This is a genomic window from Marinomonas ostreistagni (genome assembly GCF_016461785.1).
Lineage (GTDB): Bacteria > Pseudomonadota > Gammaproteobacteria > Pseudomonadales > Marinomonadaceae > Marinomonas > Marinomonas ostreistagni_A.
In genome coordinates, this window is sequence record NZ_JAEMUH010000009.1 from 50,769 (window position 1) to 67,840 (window position 17,072).

Annotated in this window: 12 protein-coding genes; 6 read left to right on the forward strand and 6 right to left on the reverse strand. The window is 46.2% G+C overall.

Annotated elements, in window-relative coordinates; genetic code table 11:
* Positions 1–53: 53 nt before the first annotated feature.
* Positions 54–1,415, reverse strand: coding sequence for an ABC transporter substrate-binding protein (locus tag JHD44_RS10535; RefSeq protein WP_199462717.1), 1,362 nt, complete (start codon positions 1,413–1,415; stop codon positions 54–56).
* Between the two features lie 358 nt (positions 1,416–1,773).
* Positions 1,774–2,742 (reverse strand): carbohydrate kinase family protein, encoded by a 969-nt coding sequence (locus JHD44_RS10540; protein WP_199462718.1) that lies wholly within the window; start codon positions 2,740–2,742, stop codon positions 1,774–1,776.
* A gap of 202 nt (positions 2,743–2,944) precedes the next feature.
* Between JHD44_RS10540 and JHD44_RS10545 the strand changes: the two genes are divergently transcribed.
* Positions 2,945–3,706, forward strand: coding sequence for a response regulator (locus tag JHD44_RS10545; RefSeq protein ID WP_199462719.1), 762 nt, complete (start codon positions 2,945–2,947; stop codon positions 3,704–3,706).
* Positions 3,684–5,132: an ATP-binding protein gene (locus tag JHD44_RS10550; RefSeq protein ID WP_199462720.1), complete on the forward strand. Its 1,449-nt coding sequence runs from the start codon at positions 3,684–3,686 to the stop codon at positions 5,130–5,132. The genes JHD44_RS10545 and JHD44_RS10550 overlap by 23 nt, the downstream gene beginning before the upstream one ends.
* Here JHD44_RS10550 and JHD44_RS10555 read toward each other — a convergent pair.
* The 3 genes from JHD44_RS10555 to JHD44_RS10565 are packed head-to-tail and all read right to left on the reverse strand — an operon-like array spanning position 5,118 to position 8,824.
* Positions 5,118–6,833 carry a GGDEF domain-containing response regulator gene (locus JHD44_RS10555; RefSeq protein WP_199462721.1) on the reverse strand — a complete coding sequence of 572 codons (1,716 nt, stop codon included), beginning with the start codon at positions 6,831–6,833 and terminating at the stop codon, positions 5,118–5,120. The genes JHD44_RS10550 and JHD44_RS10555 overlap by 15 nt on opposite strands.
* Positions 6,834–6,837: 4 nt before the next feature.
* Positions 6,838–7,272 (reverse strand): response regulator, encoded by a 435-nt coding sequence (locus JHD44_RS10560; protein WP_199462722.1) that lies wholly within the window; start codon positions 7,270–7,272, stop codon positions 6,838–6,840.
* A complete protein-coding gene (locus JHD44_RS10565; RefSeq protein ID WP_199462723.1) occupies positions 7,259–8,824 on the reverse strand; it encodes a sensor histidine kinase in 1,566 nt (521 codons plus the stop codon). Before JHD44_RS10565 ends, JHD44_RS10560 begins: the two co-directional genes overlap by 14 nt.
* A 256-nt stretch (positions 8,825–9,080) precedes the next feature.
* On the opposite strand from JHD44_RS10565, the gene JHD44_RS10570 reads away from it, so the two are divergent.
* The 4 genes from JHD44_RS10570 to JHD44_RS10585 all read left to right on the forward strand — a co-directional run bounded on the left by JHD44_RS10570 (position 9,081) and on the right by JHD44_RS10585 (position 13,388).
* The gene (locus JHD44_RS10570) at positions 9,081–10,328 is read left to right on the forward strand and encodes an ABC transporter substrate-binding protein (protein WP_199462724.1); all 1,248 of its coding nucleotides are present in this window, start codon (positions 9,081–9,083) and stop codon (positions 10,326–10,328) included.
* Between the two features lie 70 nt (positions 10,329–10,398).
* Positions 10,399–11,328 (forward strand): carbohydrate ABC transporter permease, encoded by a 930-nt coding sequence (locus JHD44_RS10575; protein ID WP_199462725.1) that lies wholly within the window; start codon positions 10,399–10,401, stop codon positions 11,326–11,328.
* Positions 11,321–12,202, forward strand: coding sequence for a carbohydrate ABC transporter permease (locus JHD44_RS10580; protein ID WP_199462726.1), 882 nt, complete (start codon positions 11,321–11,323; stop codon positions 12,200–12,202). Before JHD44_RS10575 ends, JHD44_RS10580 begins: the two co-directional genes overlap by 8 nt.
* A 76-nt stretch (positions 12,203–12,278) precedes the next feature.
* Complete coding sequence (locus JHD44_RS10585; RefSeq protein ID WP_199462727.1) at positions 12,279–13,388, forward strand: ABC transporter ATP-binding protein; 1,110 nt, start codon at positions 12,279–12,281, stop codon at positions 13,386–13,388.
* A gap of 267 nt (positions 13,389–13,655) precedes the next feature.
* On the opposite strand, the gene JHD44_RS10590 is transcribed toward JHD44_RS10585, so the two are convergent.
* The gene (locus JHD44_RS10590) at positions 13,656–17,045 is read right to left on the reverse strand and encodes a cadherin domain-containing protein (RefSeq protein WP_199462728.1); all 3,390 of its coding nucleotides are present in this window, start codon (positions 17,043–17,045) and stop codon (positions 13,656–13,658) included.
* Positions 17,046–17,072 lie beyond the last annotated feature (27 nt).

Genomic DNA, 17,072 nt, shown 5'->3' on the forward strand with positions numbered 1-17,072 from the left:
GGCGAGAAGAATGCGCCAAACCAAGAGGATCTGACGCAAACGCTCTAACGCAATTACTTCAGTGCATCCCAAGTTTTTTGAATCTCTTGTGCAACCGCTTCGGCACTGTCACCATTTGAGTAATTGACCATACCGGTCCAGAATGCACCGGCACCGATTTTGCCAGGCATCAGATCAGAGGCATCAAAACGGAATGTCGTTGCATAACGCAGGATCTCGCCTTGTTTCTTAGCCGTTTCCGTTGCGTAGAGCTCTGGATTCGCGCCAAGGTGCGCACTTAAGAAGCCTTTTTGAGCCATCCAAAGTTCGTGAGCGATCGGAGAGCGCATGAAGTCGATGAACTCGCGAGCCGCTTCAGAGTCATTCGTGATACTGACCAAGGTACCTGCGCCAAGAACGGGATTACCCAAATCTTTTGAAGCGTAAGACGGGAAGTAGAAGAAATCTGCGTCAATACCCAGCTCAATTTCATCAGGGAAGAACGCTGGCACGAAAGACGCCTGACGATGCATGTAACATTTTGGCGGAGATGCGAATAAACCTTTAGGGCTGTCACGGAAGTCTGTCGCCGCAACCGCTTTAATACCACCGTCTACAAATGCGTCATTGTGAGCAAACCAGCCGAACTCTTCGATTGCACCCACCACACGAGGGTCATCAAATTTGACCTCATTTTTTACCCACTGATCGTAGACATCGGCAGGCTGTGTACGAAGCATAAGATCTTCCACCCAATCGGTCGCAGGCCACCCAGTTGCTGCACCGGAACCCAAGCCAATACACCAAGGTGTGCCGCCGTCTGCAGCGATTTGCTCGGTCAAGGCTTTCAAGTCTTCCATGGTTTCAGGCACGTCGTATCCTGCATCATAGAAATTATCAGGTGAGTACCAAACCAAAGACTTTAAGTCAGCACGGTAAAAGACACCGTAAAACTCGTTATTGCCATCTTGATCCTTAAACGTAGCAAGGTCGACCCAAGATTGACCTGCAGCGTAGTCTTTCTTAACTGCCGCTTCGTCTTCCGCATCAAGTGGCGTTAATAGACCTTTAGCTGCTAAATCTGCCGCTAAGCCAGGTTGTGGAAAGATTGAGATATTTGGTGCACTACCTGCTTGAGCATCAATGACAATTTGTTGTTCAAAGGAGTCCGAGCCTGCGTAGCTAACTTTTGCACCGGTTGCTTGGGCAAAATAGGCAATAACGTTATCGAAACGCTCTTTCTCTGAGCCTAACCATGGGCCAAAAACTGTGAGTTCTTGACCTGAAAGATCAACTGCCTTCAGTTGCTCAAAACTCGCCCAATTAAACCTTGTATCAGCACCTGGCTTAAAGATGAGTTCATCTTGATTAGCCCAAGTATTGGTCGTGCTAGCAAGTGATAAAGCGATAAGCATAGAGAGGGTGGACTTCTTCATTTTCACTCCTTTAAGGGCACCATATGTTGAATGCCCTATAGTTTTTATTATCAGTTAGGATTGAATCGTCTTAATTTAAAAAACATCTTTAAGGATTAAGATTGTGCAAATTATTGTCAAAGTCACATATAACTTCAAGGCGACAACTATCTTAAAAACAACTTAAATATAGACTTATAACGAAGATATGCAGGAAAAAGTATTACTTTTACTACTTTTTATATGGGTTCCCAAAGGATTAGTATAAAAATCAAACAAGAAAACACGTAGTGTGAAACGGTAGAACAAGAGAGGAATGTAGCCTCTTATCGGGCCCATCCCCCTCTTATTTAAATTTTTCTTAATGGATTAAGTGTGGTTAGAAAGTCTCTAAACGGGCGTTCGCTTCTGCTAACGTCGGTAATGATGGGTACGCGCCAGGCTTGGTCACGGCTTGCGCACCACAGGCCACCGCAAAGCGAATACACGCTTTCAGTTCCTCTTCGCTAAAGCGAGATAAAGACTCACGATCACCACCGTGCTCCGCCAATTGATACAGCAAACCACCGACAAATGCATCACCTGCTGCGGTGGTATCTTTTACATCCACTTTAGGTGCCGCTATTTCACCTTGCCCAGAGGCAGTGAAGTAACGTACTGGCTGGCCGCCATCCGTTAGTACAAATAAAGCAACGCCACCTTTTAATAGCTCTTGAATCAGTGCCAACGGCTCACTTGATAACACCTCAAGCTCTTCCAAGCTGGCTTTGATAACGTCTCCTTGGCGCATCCACGCAATCACTCGGTCAGTATCGACCTGATGATCTGGCCATAGGTTGATGCGCAGGTTTACGTCAATACTGACAATCCATCCGGCTGCTTTTGCCATCACGATCCCAGCCATCGTTGCCGAGCTGATATCGCTGTCTGTCAGTGTGTTTGAACAGGTGTGGAACACGCCACGAGGCGCGTAGAACCATTCGCTTTTAAAGTCTTCTCGACGAAACAGCATGTCCGCCGATGGGTTACGGTAGAACTCAAAACTACGTTCGCCCGTTGCATCCAAGCTCACAAACGCCAAAGCGGTTTTCGCCTCCTTGGTCATCAGCATGCTGTCTGTTTTTACACCGTAATGTTCCAGCGACTCTTTAAGGAAGTGGCCAAACGAGTCGTCTCCAACTTGGCCTGCAAAGTGGCTATCGCCACCCAATCGCGCAACGGCCACAGCAACGTTAGCTGGTGCACCGCCAGGGTATTTCGCAAATGACTCCAACCCATCAAGACCAGTGCTCCCGTTCGATAGGAAATCAATCAGGGCTTCCCCAAATGCCATTACTTTTGTTGTCATCGTATTATCTCTCTTCAATTGTTACGATACACTCAGTTGTCTTGCTGTGGTTGTATGAAGACAATCTGGTAATTATTCATTATACCTTGCTGAGGCTATTACAAACTGCCACTCACTCTATTATCAAGGTCGTTGGTTAACAAACGGTTTCTTGTTAGACTCTTTCCCTTATCTGCTTATTTACTATTCAAAATAGGTTTTTATGACAAAAACGAAATGCGTCTATGTTGTAGATGACGATGATGAGATCCGCTCACTTCTTCAGTCCTACTTAGAGAAAAACCAGTATCAGGTTCTGACAGCAGATTCTGGTGAATCCTTTCTGGCCGCATTTAGCCCCAATTTGGGTGTCGACTTAGTGATTCTAGATGTTCGTTTGCCCGGCGCTGACGGCTTCTCTGTATGTCGAACCTTACGCACTCAGTCTAATGTTCCCGTCATTATGCTAACGGCTAACTCAGATGAGATGGACCGTATCATTGGCCTAGAAATTGGTGCAGATGACTACCTTGCCAAACCCTTTAATCCTCGGGAACTTTTAGCACGCATCAAAGCCATTCATCGGCGTATGGAGCAGATCGCTGAGATCCCCGAAGCGCCTCTTGAACCGATACAAGAGTCTTACCGTTTTTACCGTTTCGCACAGTTTATTTTAGATACGTTAACGCGCGAATTATGGGTTGATGGTGTAAAAGAGCCACTAAGCGGAGCGGATTACAATTTACTGATGCTTTTTGTTACCAACCCAGGCATGGTTCTTTCTAGAGATTATATTGCGGAGAATACTCGAGGTCGTGATACCTCTCCACTAGACCGATTCATTGATGTACATGTTAGCCGATTACGACAACGTTTACGCGAAGATGCACGTCAACCGCAGCTTATTAAAACAGTACGGGGTCAAGGCTACATTTTGACGGTACACGTTGAAGCAAATAACCATGACCACACTATTGAGGGTTAAGCGATGGTTTCAGTCCCTCACCGGACAAATCGTGATCATTATGACCTTCGGCGTAGCCTCCGTGCAGTTAATTGGCTCAACCATTTGGTTACATCAGGTCGAGGCTGATACCCGTGAAAATGTCCGTGAGGTATCCAAGCATATGGCATTTCGGATTGCCGCCACGGTTAGCTATTTTTCGTCCTTACCACAAAACTATCGCCATGTAGTCATTGATCAGTTACAAGACATGGGGGGGACTCGTTTTTTTGTCACGTTGAATCGGGAAGAGATTCTGATCAATCCAATCCCTGATTCACCTCTCAAAAATATTGTTAAAGAAGAAGTACAAACGACTCTTGTCAATCAATTGGGCATCAGTAATGCGAAAATCGCCTTCTCAAGCCCCGAAGACTTACATGTTATCAATAATCATACTCGGCTAGTTGATCTTCCTGAACGATGGGGACACCACAGCCTGCTAGTAAAACCTCTAACGCCTCCCATCATTGTTATTCAGATCCCTATAAACGATTCTGATTGGCTGTATTTAGCGAGCCTAATGCCCGACCCTTACTTTCTTGAAGATACCTCGCCATTGAGCCAAGACCGTGTCTTTTCACTGGTGGTTTCGGTAACAACGGTTCTGCTTTTGACACTGCTTATTTTACGACGTACCACACGCCCACTGGCGGTGTTGGCACGCGCTGCAGAACGCTTTGGCCAGGGCGACTTTAAACCACTACGGGAAGTCGGCGCATTAGAAGTGCGCCATACAGCTCACGCCTTTAACGATATGCAGGCACGTATACAGCGTTATCTAAACGATCGCGAGAAACTGTTCGCGGCCATTTCCCATGATTTAAAAACCCCCATTACTCGACTAAGACTACGTGCAGAAATGCTCGATGACGATGATAGTCGTGAAGCCATGATTCGGGATCTTGAGGATCTTGATATGTTAGTAAAAGGGGCAATTCAGAGCGTTAAAGAGACAGATATACACGAAAATCGCGTAGAAATTGATTTGATTCGCTTTCTGCATGATATTCAGAAAAGCACCCAGCATTCATCGCAAACACTGGTGATTCAAGGAACGCTAAAAGCACCTTACATTGGTAAACCCTTAGCCATCAGACGCTGTCTAGGCAATCTTATTGATAATGCCTTGTATTATGGGCACAAAGCCGAAGTCATTATTGAAGACAGTGATAATGAGTTATGCATCAGAATTTGTGACAACGGGCCAGGTATCCCTGATGCTAAAATTGACCATGTGTTTGAGCCATACACTCAACTGGCTTCCACTCGTGGTGGCCGCCCCGGCAGCGTTGGACTTGGTTTGAGTATTGCACGCAATATTGCACGAGCACATGGTGGAGAGGTATCGCTAATCAACCGTATACAAGGTGGTTTAGAAGTTCGTTTACGCTTACCCCGACACTGATAGCGCTTGCTGTTGCTCTACCAATGCCAATAAATGCTCGCTAGATTGCGGTTTTGCAAACAAAAAACCCTGTCCGTTATGACATCCCTGTGCAGACAACGCGGCAGCCTGCTCGGCGGTTTCTATGCCTTCCGCGACAAGGTCTAGACCAAGCCCTTCAGCTAAAAAGCCAATGGCTTGGGTAATCATAGGATCGGATAATTGCTCATCTCCACTTCCTGAGACAAAGCAACGGTCAATCTTGATACGATCTATCGGAAGGCTTTTTAAATAACGCATAGATGAGTACCCAGTACCAAAGTCATCAATTGCTATTCGTACACCCACTCGGCGGATTTCATTCAGCACATACAGGCTGGAAATACCACTGTCGACAAACACCTCTTCGGTCAACTCCAACATTAAATAACCTTCTGGTATCTGATAGCGTCTAACAGTATTAATTACCAGTTCATCAAAACCAGTTTGCCTCAAGTGCCTAGGAGAGATATTAATCGACATGGTTAATTCTACTCTCATATCTAACCAAGCACGAAGCTGCTTACAAGCAGCTTCTAAAACCCACTCACCCAGCGCACCGATCAAACCGACTCGATTCACTTCCTCAATGAATTCGCCTGGCAATAAAAGTTTTCCGTCAGGCTGTCGCCATCTTATCAAAGCCTCCACCCCTTTTATGCGGTGGGTATCCAACGATACAATTGGCTGGTAATACAGTACAAATTCGTCATTCGCGAGCGCTTGTTGCAAGCCGTTTTCGACACGAGTTTCTTTTTGAAGCCGCGCCTGCAAACTATCGCTGAACACCATATGATGACAGCTACCTTCTTGCTTTTTACTCTCGTAAAGCGCCATATCTGCTTTGCGCATTAATTCAGAGACCGTTTCGCCTTGATCAGGGTACAACGCAATCCCCATGCTGGCAGAGACTTCTAAATGTTTGCAGTCTAATATTGCATGGCGAGTGACTTCGGAAAGAACCTTATTGGCGATAGCATTAAGACTTTCAACATCCTGCACGTTGTCCAACAATAAAGTGAATTCGTCCCCTCCTATCCGTGCCACAAAATCACTCGCACGAATGGCATCTTGTATTCGTTTACCTACTAAAGTGAGCAGTAAATCGCCCACATGATGGCCCAATGTATCGTTGACGTTTTTAAAACGATCAAGATCTAAAAATGCGACAGCAAGCCGAGACTTATTACGCTTAGCGCGAGCAATAGCCAACTCCGCATGCTCTTCGAATATTAGACGGTTGCCTAAACCGGTAAGCGGGTCACGTTTAATTAATTGGGAAATTTGTTGTTCGGCGCGTTTGCGTTCAATGGCATGACGAATACTACGCTCAAGCAACGCTGTGGTGAGTTCATCTTTAGGAATAAAGTCCGATGCACCTAATTGCATCAACACGTCATCCAGTTCGGTTGCTGCCATACCTGTCAGAACAACAATTGGCGTATCGACACCAATCAGCTTTACATGCTTAAACAGGTCTGTTGCCGTATGCCCATCGAGAAAATAATCCGCTAAAATCACGTCGAACTGATGCTCAACCAAACACTTAACCGCTTCCTGAAAGTGCTGCACATGTGTCAGTTCAAAATGGGAACGTGTGGCGCGCGATAAATATGTCCTTAAAAGAATGTAATCCTCTAGATCATCTTCAATCACTAGAACGGATAAATTCGCCTTCTCCATCTTCCTACAGCCCCCTCTGTTTCACACAGCGGTGATACAATGCATTCAGTTTACTCGCCAACTCGGTCACACTATCAGGCTTACCGAGATGCTCGTTTGCGCCCAGCGCAAAGCTTCTAGCTTTTTCTTCTGCCATATCAGATGTTGAAAATACCACGATGAACAGATCATCAAGCCGTTCATTCGAACGTAGCTCCTTGAGCCATTCAAGTCCACTTTTACAGGGCATATTCAAATCTAATAATAGGACTATGAGCTGATCATGCTCTATTTCCAAGACCATTTTGGGCAAATACTGAGCAAATGCTGCACTGGTTTGAAAATAGTGAAAAGAAACGGGCACTGCACTGCGCAGAAGAGCGGTCTTAACCAAGAAAGCATCTTCTGGATCATCATCCAACATCAAAAATTTCACGGCAACGTCATTACTCTTGACCATCACTCTCCACCTGCTTTTTAGCCAATTCAATGCGCATGGTAGTACCTACATTTTCTTTTGAACTTGCAGTAATAGTGCCACTGTGACGCTGTACTATTTTGCGACAAATCGCCAGCCCCATCCCTGTTCCGGTAAACATCTGCTTATCGTGAAGTCGCTTGAAGACCTCAAATATTTTATCCGCATACTGTTGGTGAAAACCTATGCCATTGTCGGCGACTTCATAGCGCACAAAGTAATCATCTTCACTACCACTAATACGGATGACAGGCGGCCTATCTGGATCGTGATACTTCAAGCTGTTATCTATAAGATTCTGGAAAAGCTGCCTTAATTGCACTTGGTCCGCCACCACATCGGGCAAGTTTGTTACTTCTACCTGCGCATGCGACTCTTCGACAGCAAGCTGTAAGTCATCCAATACTTCTTCCATCAACGCGTTCATTCGCACGGCTTTAAACGGATTAGCCTTAGACGTTACGCGACTGTAAGCCAGTAGATCCGTTAATAAGTCACGCATACGATGGGCTGCATTCACAATGTAGTCCGAAAAGACTTTCCCTTCATCGTTAAATTCTCCGTACTCCCCCTCTTGTAGCAAAGTTGAGAATGAGATGATCTTGCGAAGAGGTTCACGAAGATCATGGGAGGCAATAAAAGCAAATTCTTGCAACTCTCGGTTTGACGTTTCTAACGCTTCATTACGCTCATGGATTCGCTTTTCGTATGCCTTACGTTCACTGATATCTACCACTGCGGCCACAATCTCAGTGCCTTCATCCAACTCAACGGGGTGTAACCCCACTTCTACTGGAACATAGGAACCATCGAACCGGATACCAAAAAGATTCCGGCGGGCACCCATTTTTCGTTTTGCGGGTTTATCTTGGAACGCTTGGCGGTCGACAACGTGCTGATGACGAATTTCGCTTGGCACCAAGTTATCCACCGGTTGACCGATTAAATCCTCCACACTGCAGCGGAATATCGAAGCCACCATCGTGTTCGCTTGGGTAATGAAACCTTCTCGATTGACCACCAACATACCATTAGGGGCCGCATCAAAAATGCTTGTCATACGCTTGTTTGCCTGTGCTGTCGCTTGAACCTCTTGCTCTAACCGCGTCTTAATGTCTTCCAGTTCGCGGGTACGTTGAGCAACATCATACTCAAGAGAATCAGATGCTTTACGTAACTGCTCCTCTAGCGCCTGTCGCCGATGAATTTCTTGCTCAAGTTGCCGATACGGTGAACGGTGACGGTCATGTTTATTAAACGCGACAAAGACGCAGATCAGGCACACTGCCACCACATAAGCCATTCCCATCCCAAAGCTTAATGTGTCCAATAATGAGTCAAACTGCGCATAACGATTCATGTCTAACATGATATCAGTAGCCGATAGAGAGGCTAAAATAAGCGTGATGATTTGCAACGCCTTTCCTTGTGCTTTACTTGAGCCGGCACGGTTGTAACGCCATAACCCCCATAGTAATGCTGCATAGCAGAGCAAGAAAAATGCATCCCATCCGACTTGAACGTGCGTGCCCATAACGCCCCCTTGGCTAAAACACAGTGTAGTAACGCATTTGAATCAGTATAGATGAAGATCATAGAAGCATAATAAAGCTGGCCAATCCTAGCGCCGCAAGACTTTGATACAATTGGTTGCTCTACTTTACTACCTGCGTGCATAAGGTTTGCTACATTTACCCAGTCTAGGGTGAGCGTTTTCTAAGCATATGACCTAGATTTAATAACAATACGTTAGTTAAAAAGTCCCATAACAATAACAAGGGTTACTAATCATGAAAAAAATTGCATTAGGTTTATCTAGTCTTGCCATTTCTGTTGCTGCAGCGACAGCTCATGCAGGTGAAGTAGAAGTTCTACACTGGTGGACATCCGGTGGTGAAGCGAAGTCTATCAACGTTCTTAAAGAGTTGATGACAGAGCAAGGCCACACTTGGAAAGACTTCGCGGTTGCTGGTGGCGGCGGTGAATCTGCAATGACTGTTCTAAAATCTCGCGCAATCGCTGGTAACCCACCTGCGGCTGCCCAAATCAAAGGCCCAACTATTCAAGAGTGGGGTGATCTAGGCTTCCTAACCAATCTTGACGCTGTTGCGAAACAAGGCCAATGGGATGTAGTGCTGCCACAGGTAGTCAGTGATGTCATGAAATATGATGGTCACTACGTAGCGGCTCCTGTTAACGTACACCGTGTAAACTGGCTATGGGCTAACCCTGAAATCTTCAAGAAAGCAGGTGCATCTATCCCTAGCACTTGGGATCAATTCTTTGAAGCAGCTGACAAAATCAAAGCAGCCGGCTTCACACCACTTGCTCACGGTGGCCAAGCTTGGCAAGACGCTACCTTATTCGAAGCCATTGCTCTGGCAAAAGGCTCACAATTCTACACAGCAGCATTCGTAGGTCTTGATGACGCAACGCTTCGCGGCGCAGACATGATCGATGTGTTCAAAACATTCAAGAAAACACGTGACTACGTTGACCCTGGTTTCTCTGGTCGTGACTGGAACATCGCTACGTCTATGGTGATCAATGGTGATGCAGCAATGCAAATCATGGGTGACTGGGCGAAAGGTGAATTCACAGCCGCGGGCAAAAAAGCGGGTATCGATTACGTTTGTTACGCAGCGCCAGGCACAAGCGGCCAGTTCACTTTCAACATCGACTCTCTAGCAATGTTCCAAGTGGATGACGAAAGCGCTCAAGGTGCTCAGCAAGATCTTGCTAAGTTAATGCTTGAACCTACTTTCCAAGAAACATTCAACCTTAACAAAGGTTCGATTCCAGCTCGTCTAAACATGCCTCGTGATAAGTTCGACACTTGTGCACACGCTTCTATGGATGCCTTCCTAGCAAGCTCAACAACAGGTGACCTAGTACCGAGTATGGCGCACGGCATGGCCGTAAGCTCAATGGTGCAAGGTGCGATTTACGACGTTGTTACTAACTTCTACAACAGCGAGTCTATGACAGCTGAAGAAGCCGTTGACCGTCTAGCTCGTGCTGTCAAAGCAAGCATGTAATTTGTGTTAAAAAAACGAGGCTGACCAATAGGTTAGCCTCTCTTCTCTCCCTTAAGTAGAAGCACCCATTATGAATAAAAATGCCGCCAACGCTGGGTCTGGAGCGACTCCAGCTGGTCGTCCTGCACGCCTAAGTTTGGCTGATTGGATGCCCAAAATTGTTATGGCACCGACGGTGATTGCTGCCATCGTGTGTATTTACGGCTACATGATATGGACCGCCGTACTCTCTTTCACCAACTCTCGTATGCTGCCAACGTATAAGTTCGTAGGCTTTGATCAATACGAGCGCTTGTTCATGAATGATCGCTGGATGGTAGCCCTATCAAACCTGGGTATCTTTGGCGGCCTATTCATTCTGATCTGTCTGTTTCTTGGTGTCATGCTGGCCATTTTCTTGGACCAGAAAATCCGGGCAGAAGGGGCAATCCGTACGATTTACCTTTACCCAATGGCGATCTCATTCATCGTAACGGGTACGGCCTGGAAGTGGTTATTAAACCCAACCAACGGTATCGAAAAAATGATGATCGAGTTGGGCTTTGAAGATTTCCGTTTCAATTGGTTATCTGACCCTGACATGGTGGTGTACTGTTTGGTCATCGCAGCGGTATGGCAAGCATCTGGCTTCGTCATGGCGTTGTTCCTAGCAGGCCTTCGTGGTGTTGACAGTGAAATGATCAAAGCCGCACAACTAGATGGCGCGAGTACCATTACGACTTACCGTCGTATCATTTTGCCATCACTAAAACCGGTATTCTTCAGTGCCTTGGTTATCCTGTCGCACATCGCGATTAAGTCATTCGACTTGGTAGCCGCATTGACCAATGGTGGTCCAGGTTATTCATCAGACCTACCGGCAAACTTCATGTACGCACACGCCTTTACACGTAGCCAAATCGGCTTAGGTGCCGCGTCTGCAATGGTAATGTTGGGCTGTGTATTGGCCATCCTAGTTCCTTACTTGTACTCAGAATTACGAGGTGAGCGTCATGAGTAATGTAGCAAAACGCCAAACCTCTACGTTAGATAAAGTGCTTCGTATCGCGCTATATGTCTGCCTTTTAGGCATGGCAGCTGTTTACCTAGCGCCTTTCTTAGTCATGCTGTTAACGTCTCTTAAAGACGTAGAAGAAATCCGCTCCGGCACATTGCTGTCGCTGCCAAGCTCGCTGAACTTTGATGCCTGGTCTAAGGCATGGAGTGGTGCGTGTACTGGTAGCCAGTGTGAAGGTATGGCGCCGTACTTCTTCAACTCGTTCCAGATCGTTATCCCTGCCGTTGCCATCTCTACATTGCTAGGCGCTTTAAACGGCTACGTGATTTCACACTGGAAATTCAAAGGCAGCGACGTGTTCTTCGCAGCATTGCTAGTGGGCTGTTTCATCCCATTCCAAGTAATCCTATTGCCGATGGCGCGAACTCTGGGTTGGTTGGGCATTGCGAACACGACAACAGGCTTGGTCATGGTACACGTGGTGTACGGTGTGGCGTTTACCACACTGTTCTTCCGTAACTTCTACCAGTCTATTCCAGTAGAACTTGTGAAAGCAGCACGTCTAGACGGTGCCGGCTTCTTCACTATCTTCTACCGTATTATCTTGCCGGTATCGACGCCAATCATCGTCGTAACGGTTATTTGGCAGTTCACGCAAATCTGGAACGACTTCCTATTTGGCGTGGCGTTCTCTGGCTTCGACACACAACCTGTGACGGTAGCTCTTAACAACCTTGTAAACACCAGCTTCGGTGGTAAGGAATACAACGTCGACATGGCTGCTGCCATCATCGCCGCCCTACCAACATTGGTGGTTTATATCTTAGCGGGTAAATACTTCGTTCGCGGTCTAACAGCGGGCGCAGTGAAAGGCTAAGTCTTAAGGTTTAATTTAAAGGTTGACGGCCGGCGACAACATCCGCCGGCCAGTGAAAGAATTTGGAGAAAGAATCATGGCAAGTTTAACGATTGATAATGTAAAAAAACGCTACGGCCAAACGGAAATCCTAAAAGGCATTAACATCTCGATTGAAGCAGGTGAATTCCTAATTTTGGTCGGCCCTTCTGGTTGTGGTAAATCGACTCTGATGAACTCGATTGCCGGCCTAGAAGACGTATCTGAAGGTCGCATCCTAATCGGTGATAACGACGTTACTTACGCAAGCCCAAAAGACCGTGACATCGCGATGGTATTCCAGTCTTACGCCCTGTACCCAAACATGACCGTTGCTGAGAACATCTCATTCGGCCTGGAAATGCGTAAAGTGCCAAAAGAAGAGCGTGAAGCGGAAGTGGAACGCGTTGCAGAGATGCTACAAATCGGTCACTTGCTGAAGCGTAAACCAGCGCAACTATCCGGTGGTCAGCGTCAACGTGTGGCCATGGGCCGTGCCCTAGCGCGTCGTCCTAAGATGTACCTATTCGACGAACCACTATCGAACCTAGACGCGAAGCTTCGTGTAGAAATGCGTACTGAAATCAAGAAGCTGCACCAGAAGCTTGGTACCACCATCGTCTACGTAACTCACGATCAGATCGAAGCGATGACCCTTGCGGATCGCATCGCGGTGATGAAAGACGGCGAAGTACAGCAGCTGGGCACACCACAAGAAATCTACGACAACCCGACGAACTTATTCGTAGCAGGTTTCATGGGTTCACCAGCGATGAACTTCATCCCAGCAAAAGTGGTTGAGCAAAACGGTTCCTACGCACTGGAGCTACAAGCGGCTACACCAACGATTGTGCCTTTCCCGAAACCAGACAGCTTAAAAGCACACGTTGGCAAAGAGATCCTACTGGGCCTTCGCCCTGAAATGATCACCGAGCCACAGCCACATAAAGAAGGCAAAGAGTTCGTTGTCACAGCAGACATTGATGTGGAAGTAACAGAGCCAATGGGGGCTGACACCATGGTGCTGACACGCATTCAAAGCGCGGAAGTGAACTGTCGTTGTAACCCTGCTTACCCAGCTCGCGCAGGGGAAGCGATTGCTATGATGTTTGATACATCAAAAGCCGTTGCCTTCGACAAAGACAACGGTCAACGTATTGATAACTAACGTTTTGTAGGTAAGACTCACAGAACTTTTCGCCGGCGCAAGCCGGCTTTTTTTGTTTCAACTATACGCAATATCGTTGAAATACTTCATATTCAATCCATAGAATTATTTCTTTATCATTATCAGTTTGGATTGGTAGTGCACAAAAAAAGCAGCACATAAGACATAGCTGGAAAAATCTGGAAAGCTCAATTGAATCAGAAGAAAGCGGAACTAAAAGTGCTGGCTGCTTGACCAGCACTTTGGTTTTAACAGTATTGGTTTAAATTAAACCCAATCATAAAGCGACACTAGGTTCGCAAAGTTCTCAGCAGCTTCGTCTGTAAGTGCAATTTCAACACCTATCCAACCATAGCTAGTCGAGCCCTCATCTAGACGACTCTCATAGCCAGCAAGCTCTAGTGCGGTAGGATCTCGACCTAAGATGTTTTGATAGAATGTTGAAATAGTATCTTGAGTATCAGATTGAGCATTAAGACCTGCTTGATCTTCAAACCATTTAAGGATCGCTTCGTGATGAGTCTCTCCTGCTTCAAGTAACTCAGTTCCAATAGACCACTCCTCAAGGGAAGCACTGCGCCCCAAAAATATGGTGAATAGTCCGCCAAGCACGGTTTCCTCAGGGGTCTGAGCGACCATAAGGTTATCACCATCATCAAATGCAATCATTTCTACGTTAGACAGGTTTATCATGGACCCATCTTGATATTGAGTGATTTGTAGAAGGCCATCTACCTCCTCAATGGCTAGATCATCTTGTGAACCTGCATACTGCATTACATCAAAGCCGGCGCCGCCATCGACTTCAAGACCTAAACCAAAGTTGAGATATCTTTGTTCATCCAAATCGGATCCATTTAAGAATCGATTAGATGAGGTGATAAGAATATCTTCACTATCGCTAAAGCCCGCTAGAAGCTCATCATCGCTCATCGAGTTCAAAGATGAGGAACCAGACACACTGCGAAAGGTATCGACAATATCTAGATTCGACGTTGAAGTATTTTGCCATGCTTCTGATTGAAGTATAGCAACTTCTTCAGCTGTCAGATTACGCCCTAACCATGTAGATACTAGGTACTGTCCGATAGCTTCCGCTTCGTTTCCAGCAACATAGAGTTGAGAATCATCAAATTCAAGGAGCTCTACATCGACAATCGAGGTTGTTTCTCCGTTGGTTTTATGAGACAGCACAATATGATCCTGCTCCACCGAGATATTGTAATCATCACGATTACCGATTAATTCTGCGGTATCGAAGCCAAATCCACCATTCAATTCATCATTGCCCTCACCACCGGCTAGAGTATCTTGGCCCGCTCCACCAAACACTGTGTCATTCCCTGCTCCGCCATCGACTAAATCATTGCCTCCGAGACTACCAATAGTGTCGCTACCCCCACCAGCATGAAGCTCATCGTCGTCCTCTCCTAAGACAATAAACTGACTACCATCATCCGCAGTGACAATATTCGCACCTAAACCACCACGAGCATCGGCATCACCAACGATGGTAACGAAGTCTATATCATCTAATTTCAGCTTAGTTCCCTGCGGCAGGCTGCTAACATCAATAACTAAAGCTTCCTGACGACCCGAAGTACCGCTGATTAAAATAGTGTCATCTGCTGAAATATCACTACTTAATTCAGGGGTAATGGTTCTAACAAGAACCTGAGTTCCTTCATCTAGACTATCAAGATAGCTTTGTGCGCTTGCTATTAGCTCATCTTCTAAATCGTCACTGGCATGTGTACTAATACTACTAATTAATGTACCGGAGGCGACCGTTATAGTTTGTGTATTGGAAGGTCCTTGTGAAGTTAGTCCAGCCCCAGTAGGTAAACTAACTGACAACAATGCCCCGCCATCATCGTCTTCTGCTAATACGATGTCGGCTAGGTTACGATTTTGAGTTTGAGTGTCGTCTTCTCGTGTTGAACTCACGATTGGGACAGTGGTGGTCTGAGAACCGTTTGAGTTGGTAACTGTCGTTACATTTACACCGTCTGTAGTATTGACTTGAGTCGTTGTGTCATCAACATCGCTAACCGTTATCGCGAATGTTTGGACATCTTTAAGAGCACCTTCTCCATCATCGGTGACGGTAACCTGTACAATATAAACATTGTTTTTGTTTGCATCAGTCGGTGACTCGAAATCAGGAGCGGTTTTAAAACTCAGCTCCCCCGTAGTACTATTGATCGTAAATAGGGACCTATCGGCTCCGCTAGTCAGACTATAAGTTAGATTATTCGCATCGGTGGCTTTAACGGTAGTAACGTAAGTACCATTCTCGGAAACAGTTATAGATGGATTATCTACCCCACCGTTACTGGTGATAACTGGTGCGTAATTAGTAGTATCTTGCTTAGTTTCGACTAGTGTAATGGTAGTATTACCACTGACTGAGTCGTAAACCGCAGAGAATGAACCGCTAGATGAAGTGATGCCTAGTAAGTTTAAGGTATTGCCACTGCCGAGGTTTAAGGTGTTGCTCGCAACAGAGTTGTTCAAGCTAGATAAATCGGCCCCCATAACAATGATGCTATCACCCATGGCGAAATCCGTAATGGTGTCACCATTAAAATCGGTAGCAGAGTCCGTAAATGTATCATTGCCATCTCCGCCTGTTAGACTATCTAATCCACTCCCACCGCTAAGGGTGTCATCACCACTCTCACCATAAAGAATATCGTTGCCTGGACCGCCGAGGAGAACATCATTACCATCTCCTCCCCATAGAACATCATTATCAGTTCCTCCATTGAGGTAATCATTTCCCAATCCGCCATAAATGGAGTCATTACCTAGAGAGCCTAATAAGGAGTCGTTGCCATCCTCTCCGCTTAAAATATCACTGCCAACACCGCCACTTAGGACATCATCGCCAGCGCCACCGTAAAGGATATCATCAGCGCTACCGCCATTAATGGTATCAGAGCCATCACCACCAAGAATGCTATCATTGCCTCCTTGTCCCAAAATGGAATCATCTCCTGCTCCGCCATCAATAGTATCATTTCCATTGCCAGCCGAGACAGTATCGTTTCCAAGCCCACCTGTAACGTTATTTATAGAGCTAGAGTTAAGTACGATAAAATCATTGCCATCTCCCCCATCAATGGTATTGGTTCCGGTACCTCCAGAAAGAGTATCGTTACCATCACCGCCAAAAAGCCAGTCATCATCGCCGCCGCCTTTGAGGGTATCGTCCCCATCGCCACCGAAAAGTGAGTCGTTGCCATTTACACCAACAAGGGAGTCATTGCCGGTACCACCGATAATGGAGTCGTCGCCAGTATAACCGTACAAAGTGTCGCTGCCAGCACCACCGCTTAAAGTGTCGTTATTTGCAGTAGCAATAACCGTATCTGTTTGATCACCACCCACAAAGTTGATAGTTCCTGTGGTGGCGCTGCTGTTATCTATATATAAATAATCCCAAGTGGTGTTAGTGGGTGTAGATCCCCCACCAGGACTGCCCGTTAAAACTACACCATTTATTCTCCAGCTTGAGCCAGAAATATCGATAACAACATCGGTCGTTGTCCAATCAGTGGTGCTTACGGTAGCACCACTTACATAAAGGGAGGTTAAGCCATCGCCTATACCATCTTGGTTTGCATCTGGGTTGTAATTCCAAACTCCTGACATTCTCATACCTCTTAAATGAAGGGGCTA

What these genes read in the sequence shown, in the direction of transcription:
- JHD44_RS10580 (WP_199462726.1), top strand. Translation starts at nt 11,321, where the DNA reads ATGAGTAATGTAGCAAAACGCCAAACCTCTACGTTAGATAAAGTGCTT.
- JHD44_RS10545 (WP_199462719.1), top strand. Translation starts at nt 2,945, where the DNA reads ATGACAAAAACGAAATGCGTCTATGTTGTAGATGACGATGATGAGATC.
- JHD44_RS10540 (WP_199462718.1), bottom strand. Translation starts at nt 2,742, where the DNA reads ATGACAACAAAAGTAATGGCATTTGGGGAAGCCCTGATTGATTTCCTA.
- JHD44_RS10570 (WP_199462724.1), top strand. Translation starts at nt 9,081, where the DNA reads ATGAAAAAAATTGCATTAGGTTTATCTAGTCTTGCCATTTCTGTTGCT.
- JHD44_RS10550 (WP_199462720.1), top strand. Translation starts at nt 3,684, where the DNA reads ATGACCACACTATTGAGGGTTAAGCGATGGTTTCAGTCCCTCACCGGA.
- JHD44_RS10555 (WP_199462721.1), bottom strand. Translation starts at nt 6,833, where the DNA reads ATGGAGAAGGCGAATTTATCCGTTCTAGTGATTGAAGATGATCTAGAG.
- JHD44_RS10585 (WP_199462727.1), top strand. Translation starts at nt 12,279, where the DNA reads ATGGCAAGTTTAACGATTGATAATGTAAAAAAACGCTACGGCCAAACG.
- JHD44_RS10590 (WP_199462728.1), bottom strand. Translation starts at nt 17,045, where the DNA reads ATGTCAGGAGTTTGGAATTACAACCCAGATGCAAACCAAGATGGTATA.
- JHD44_RS10575 (WP_199462725.1), top strand. Translation starts at nt 10,399, where the DNA reads ATGAATAAAAATGCCGCCAACGCTGGGTCTGGAGCGACTCCAGCTGGT.
- JHD44_RS10535 (WP_199462717.1), bottom strand. Translation starts at nt 1,415, where the DNA reads ATGAAGAAGTCCACCCTCTCTATGCTTATCGCTTTATCACTTGCTAGC.
- JHD44_RS10560 (WP_199462722.1), bottom strand. Translation starts at nt 7,272, where the DNA reads ATGGTCAAGAGTAATGACGTTGCCGTGAAATTTTTGATGTTGGATGAT.
- JHD44_RS10565 (WP_199462723.1), bottom strand. Translation starts at nt 8,824, where the DNA reads ATGGGCACGCACGTTCAAGTCGGATGGGATGCATTTTTCTTGCTCTGC.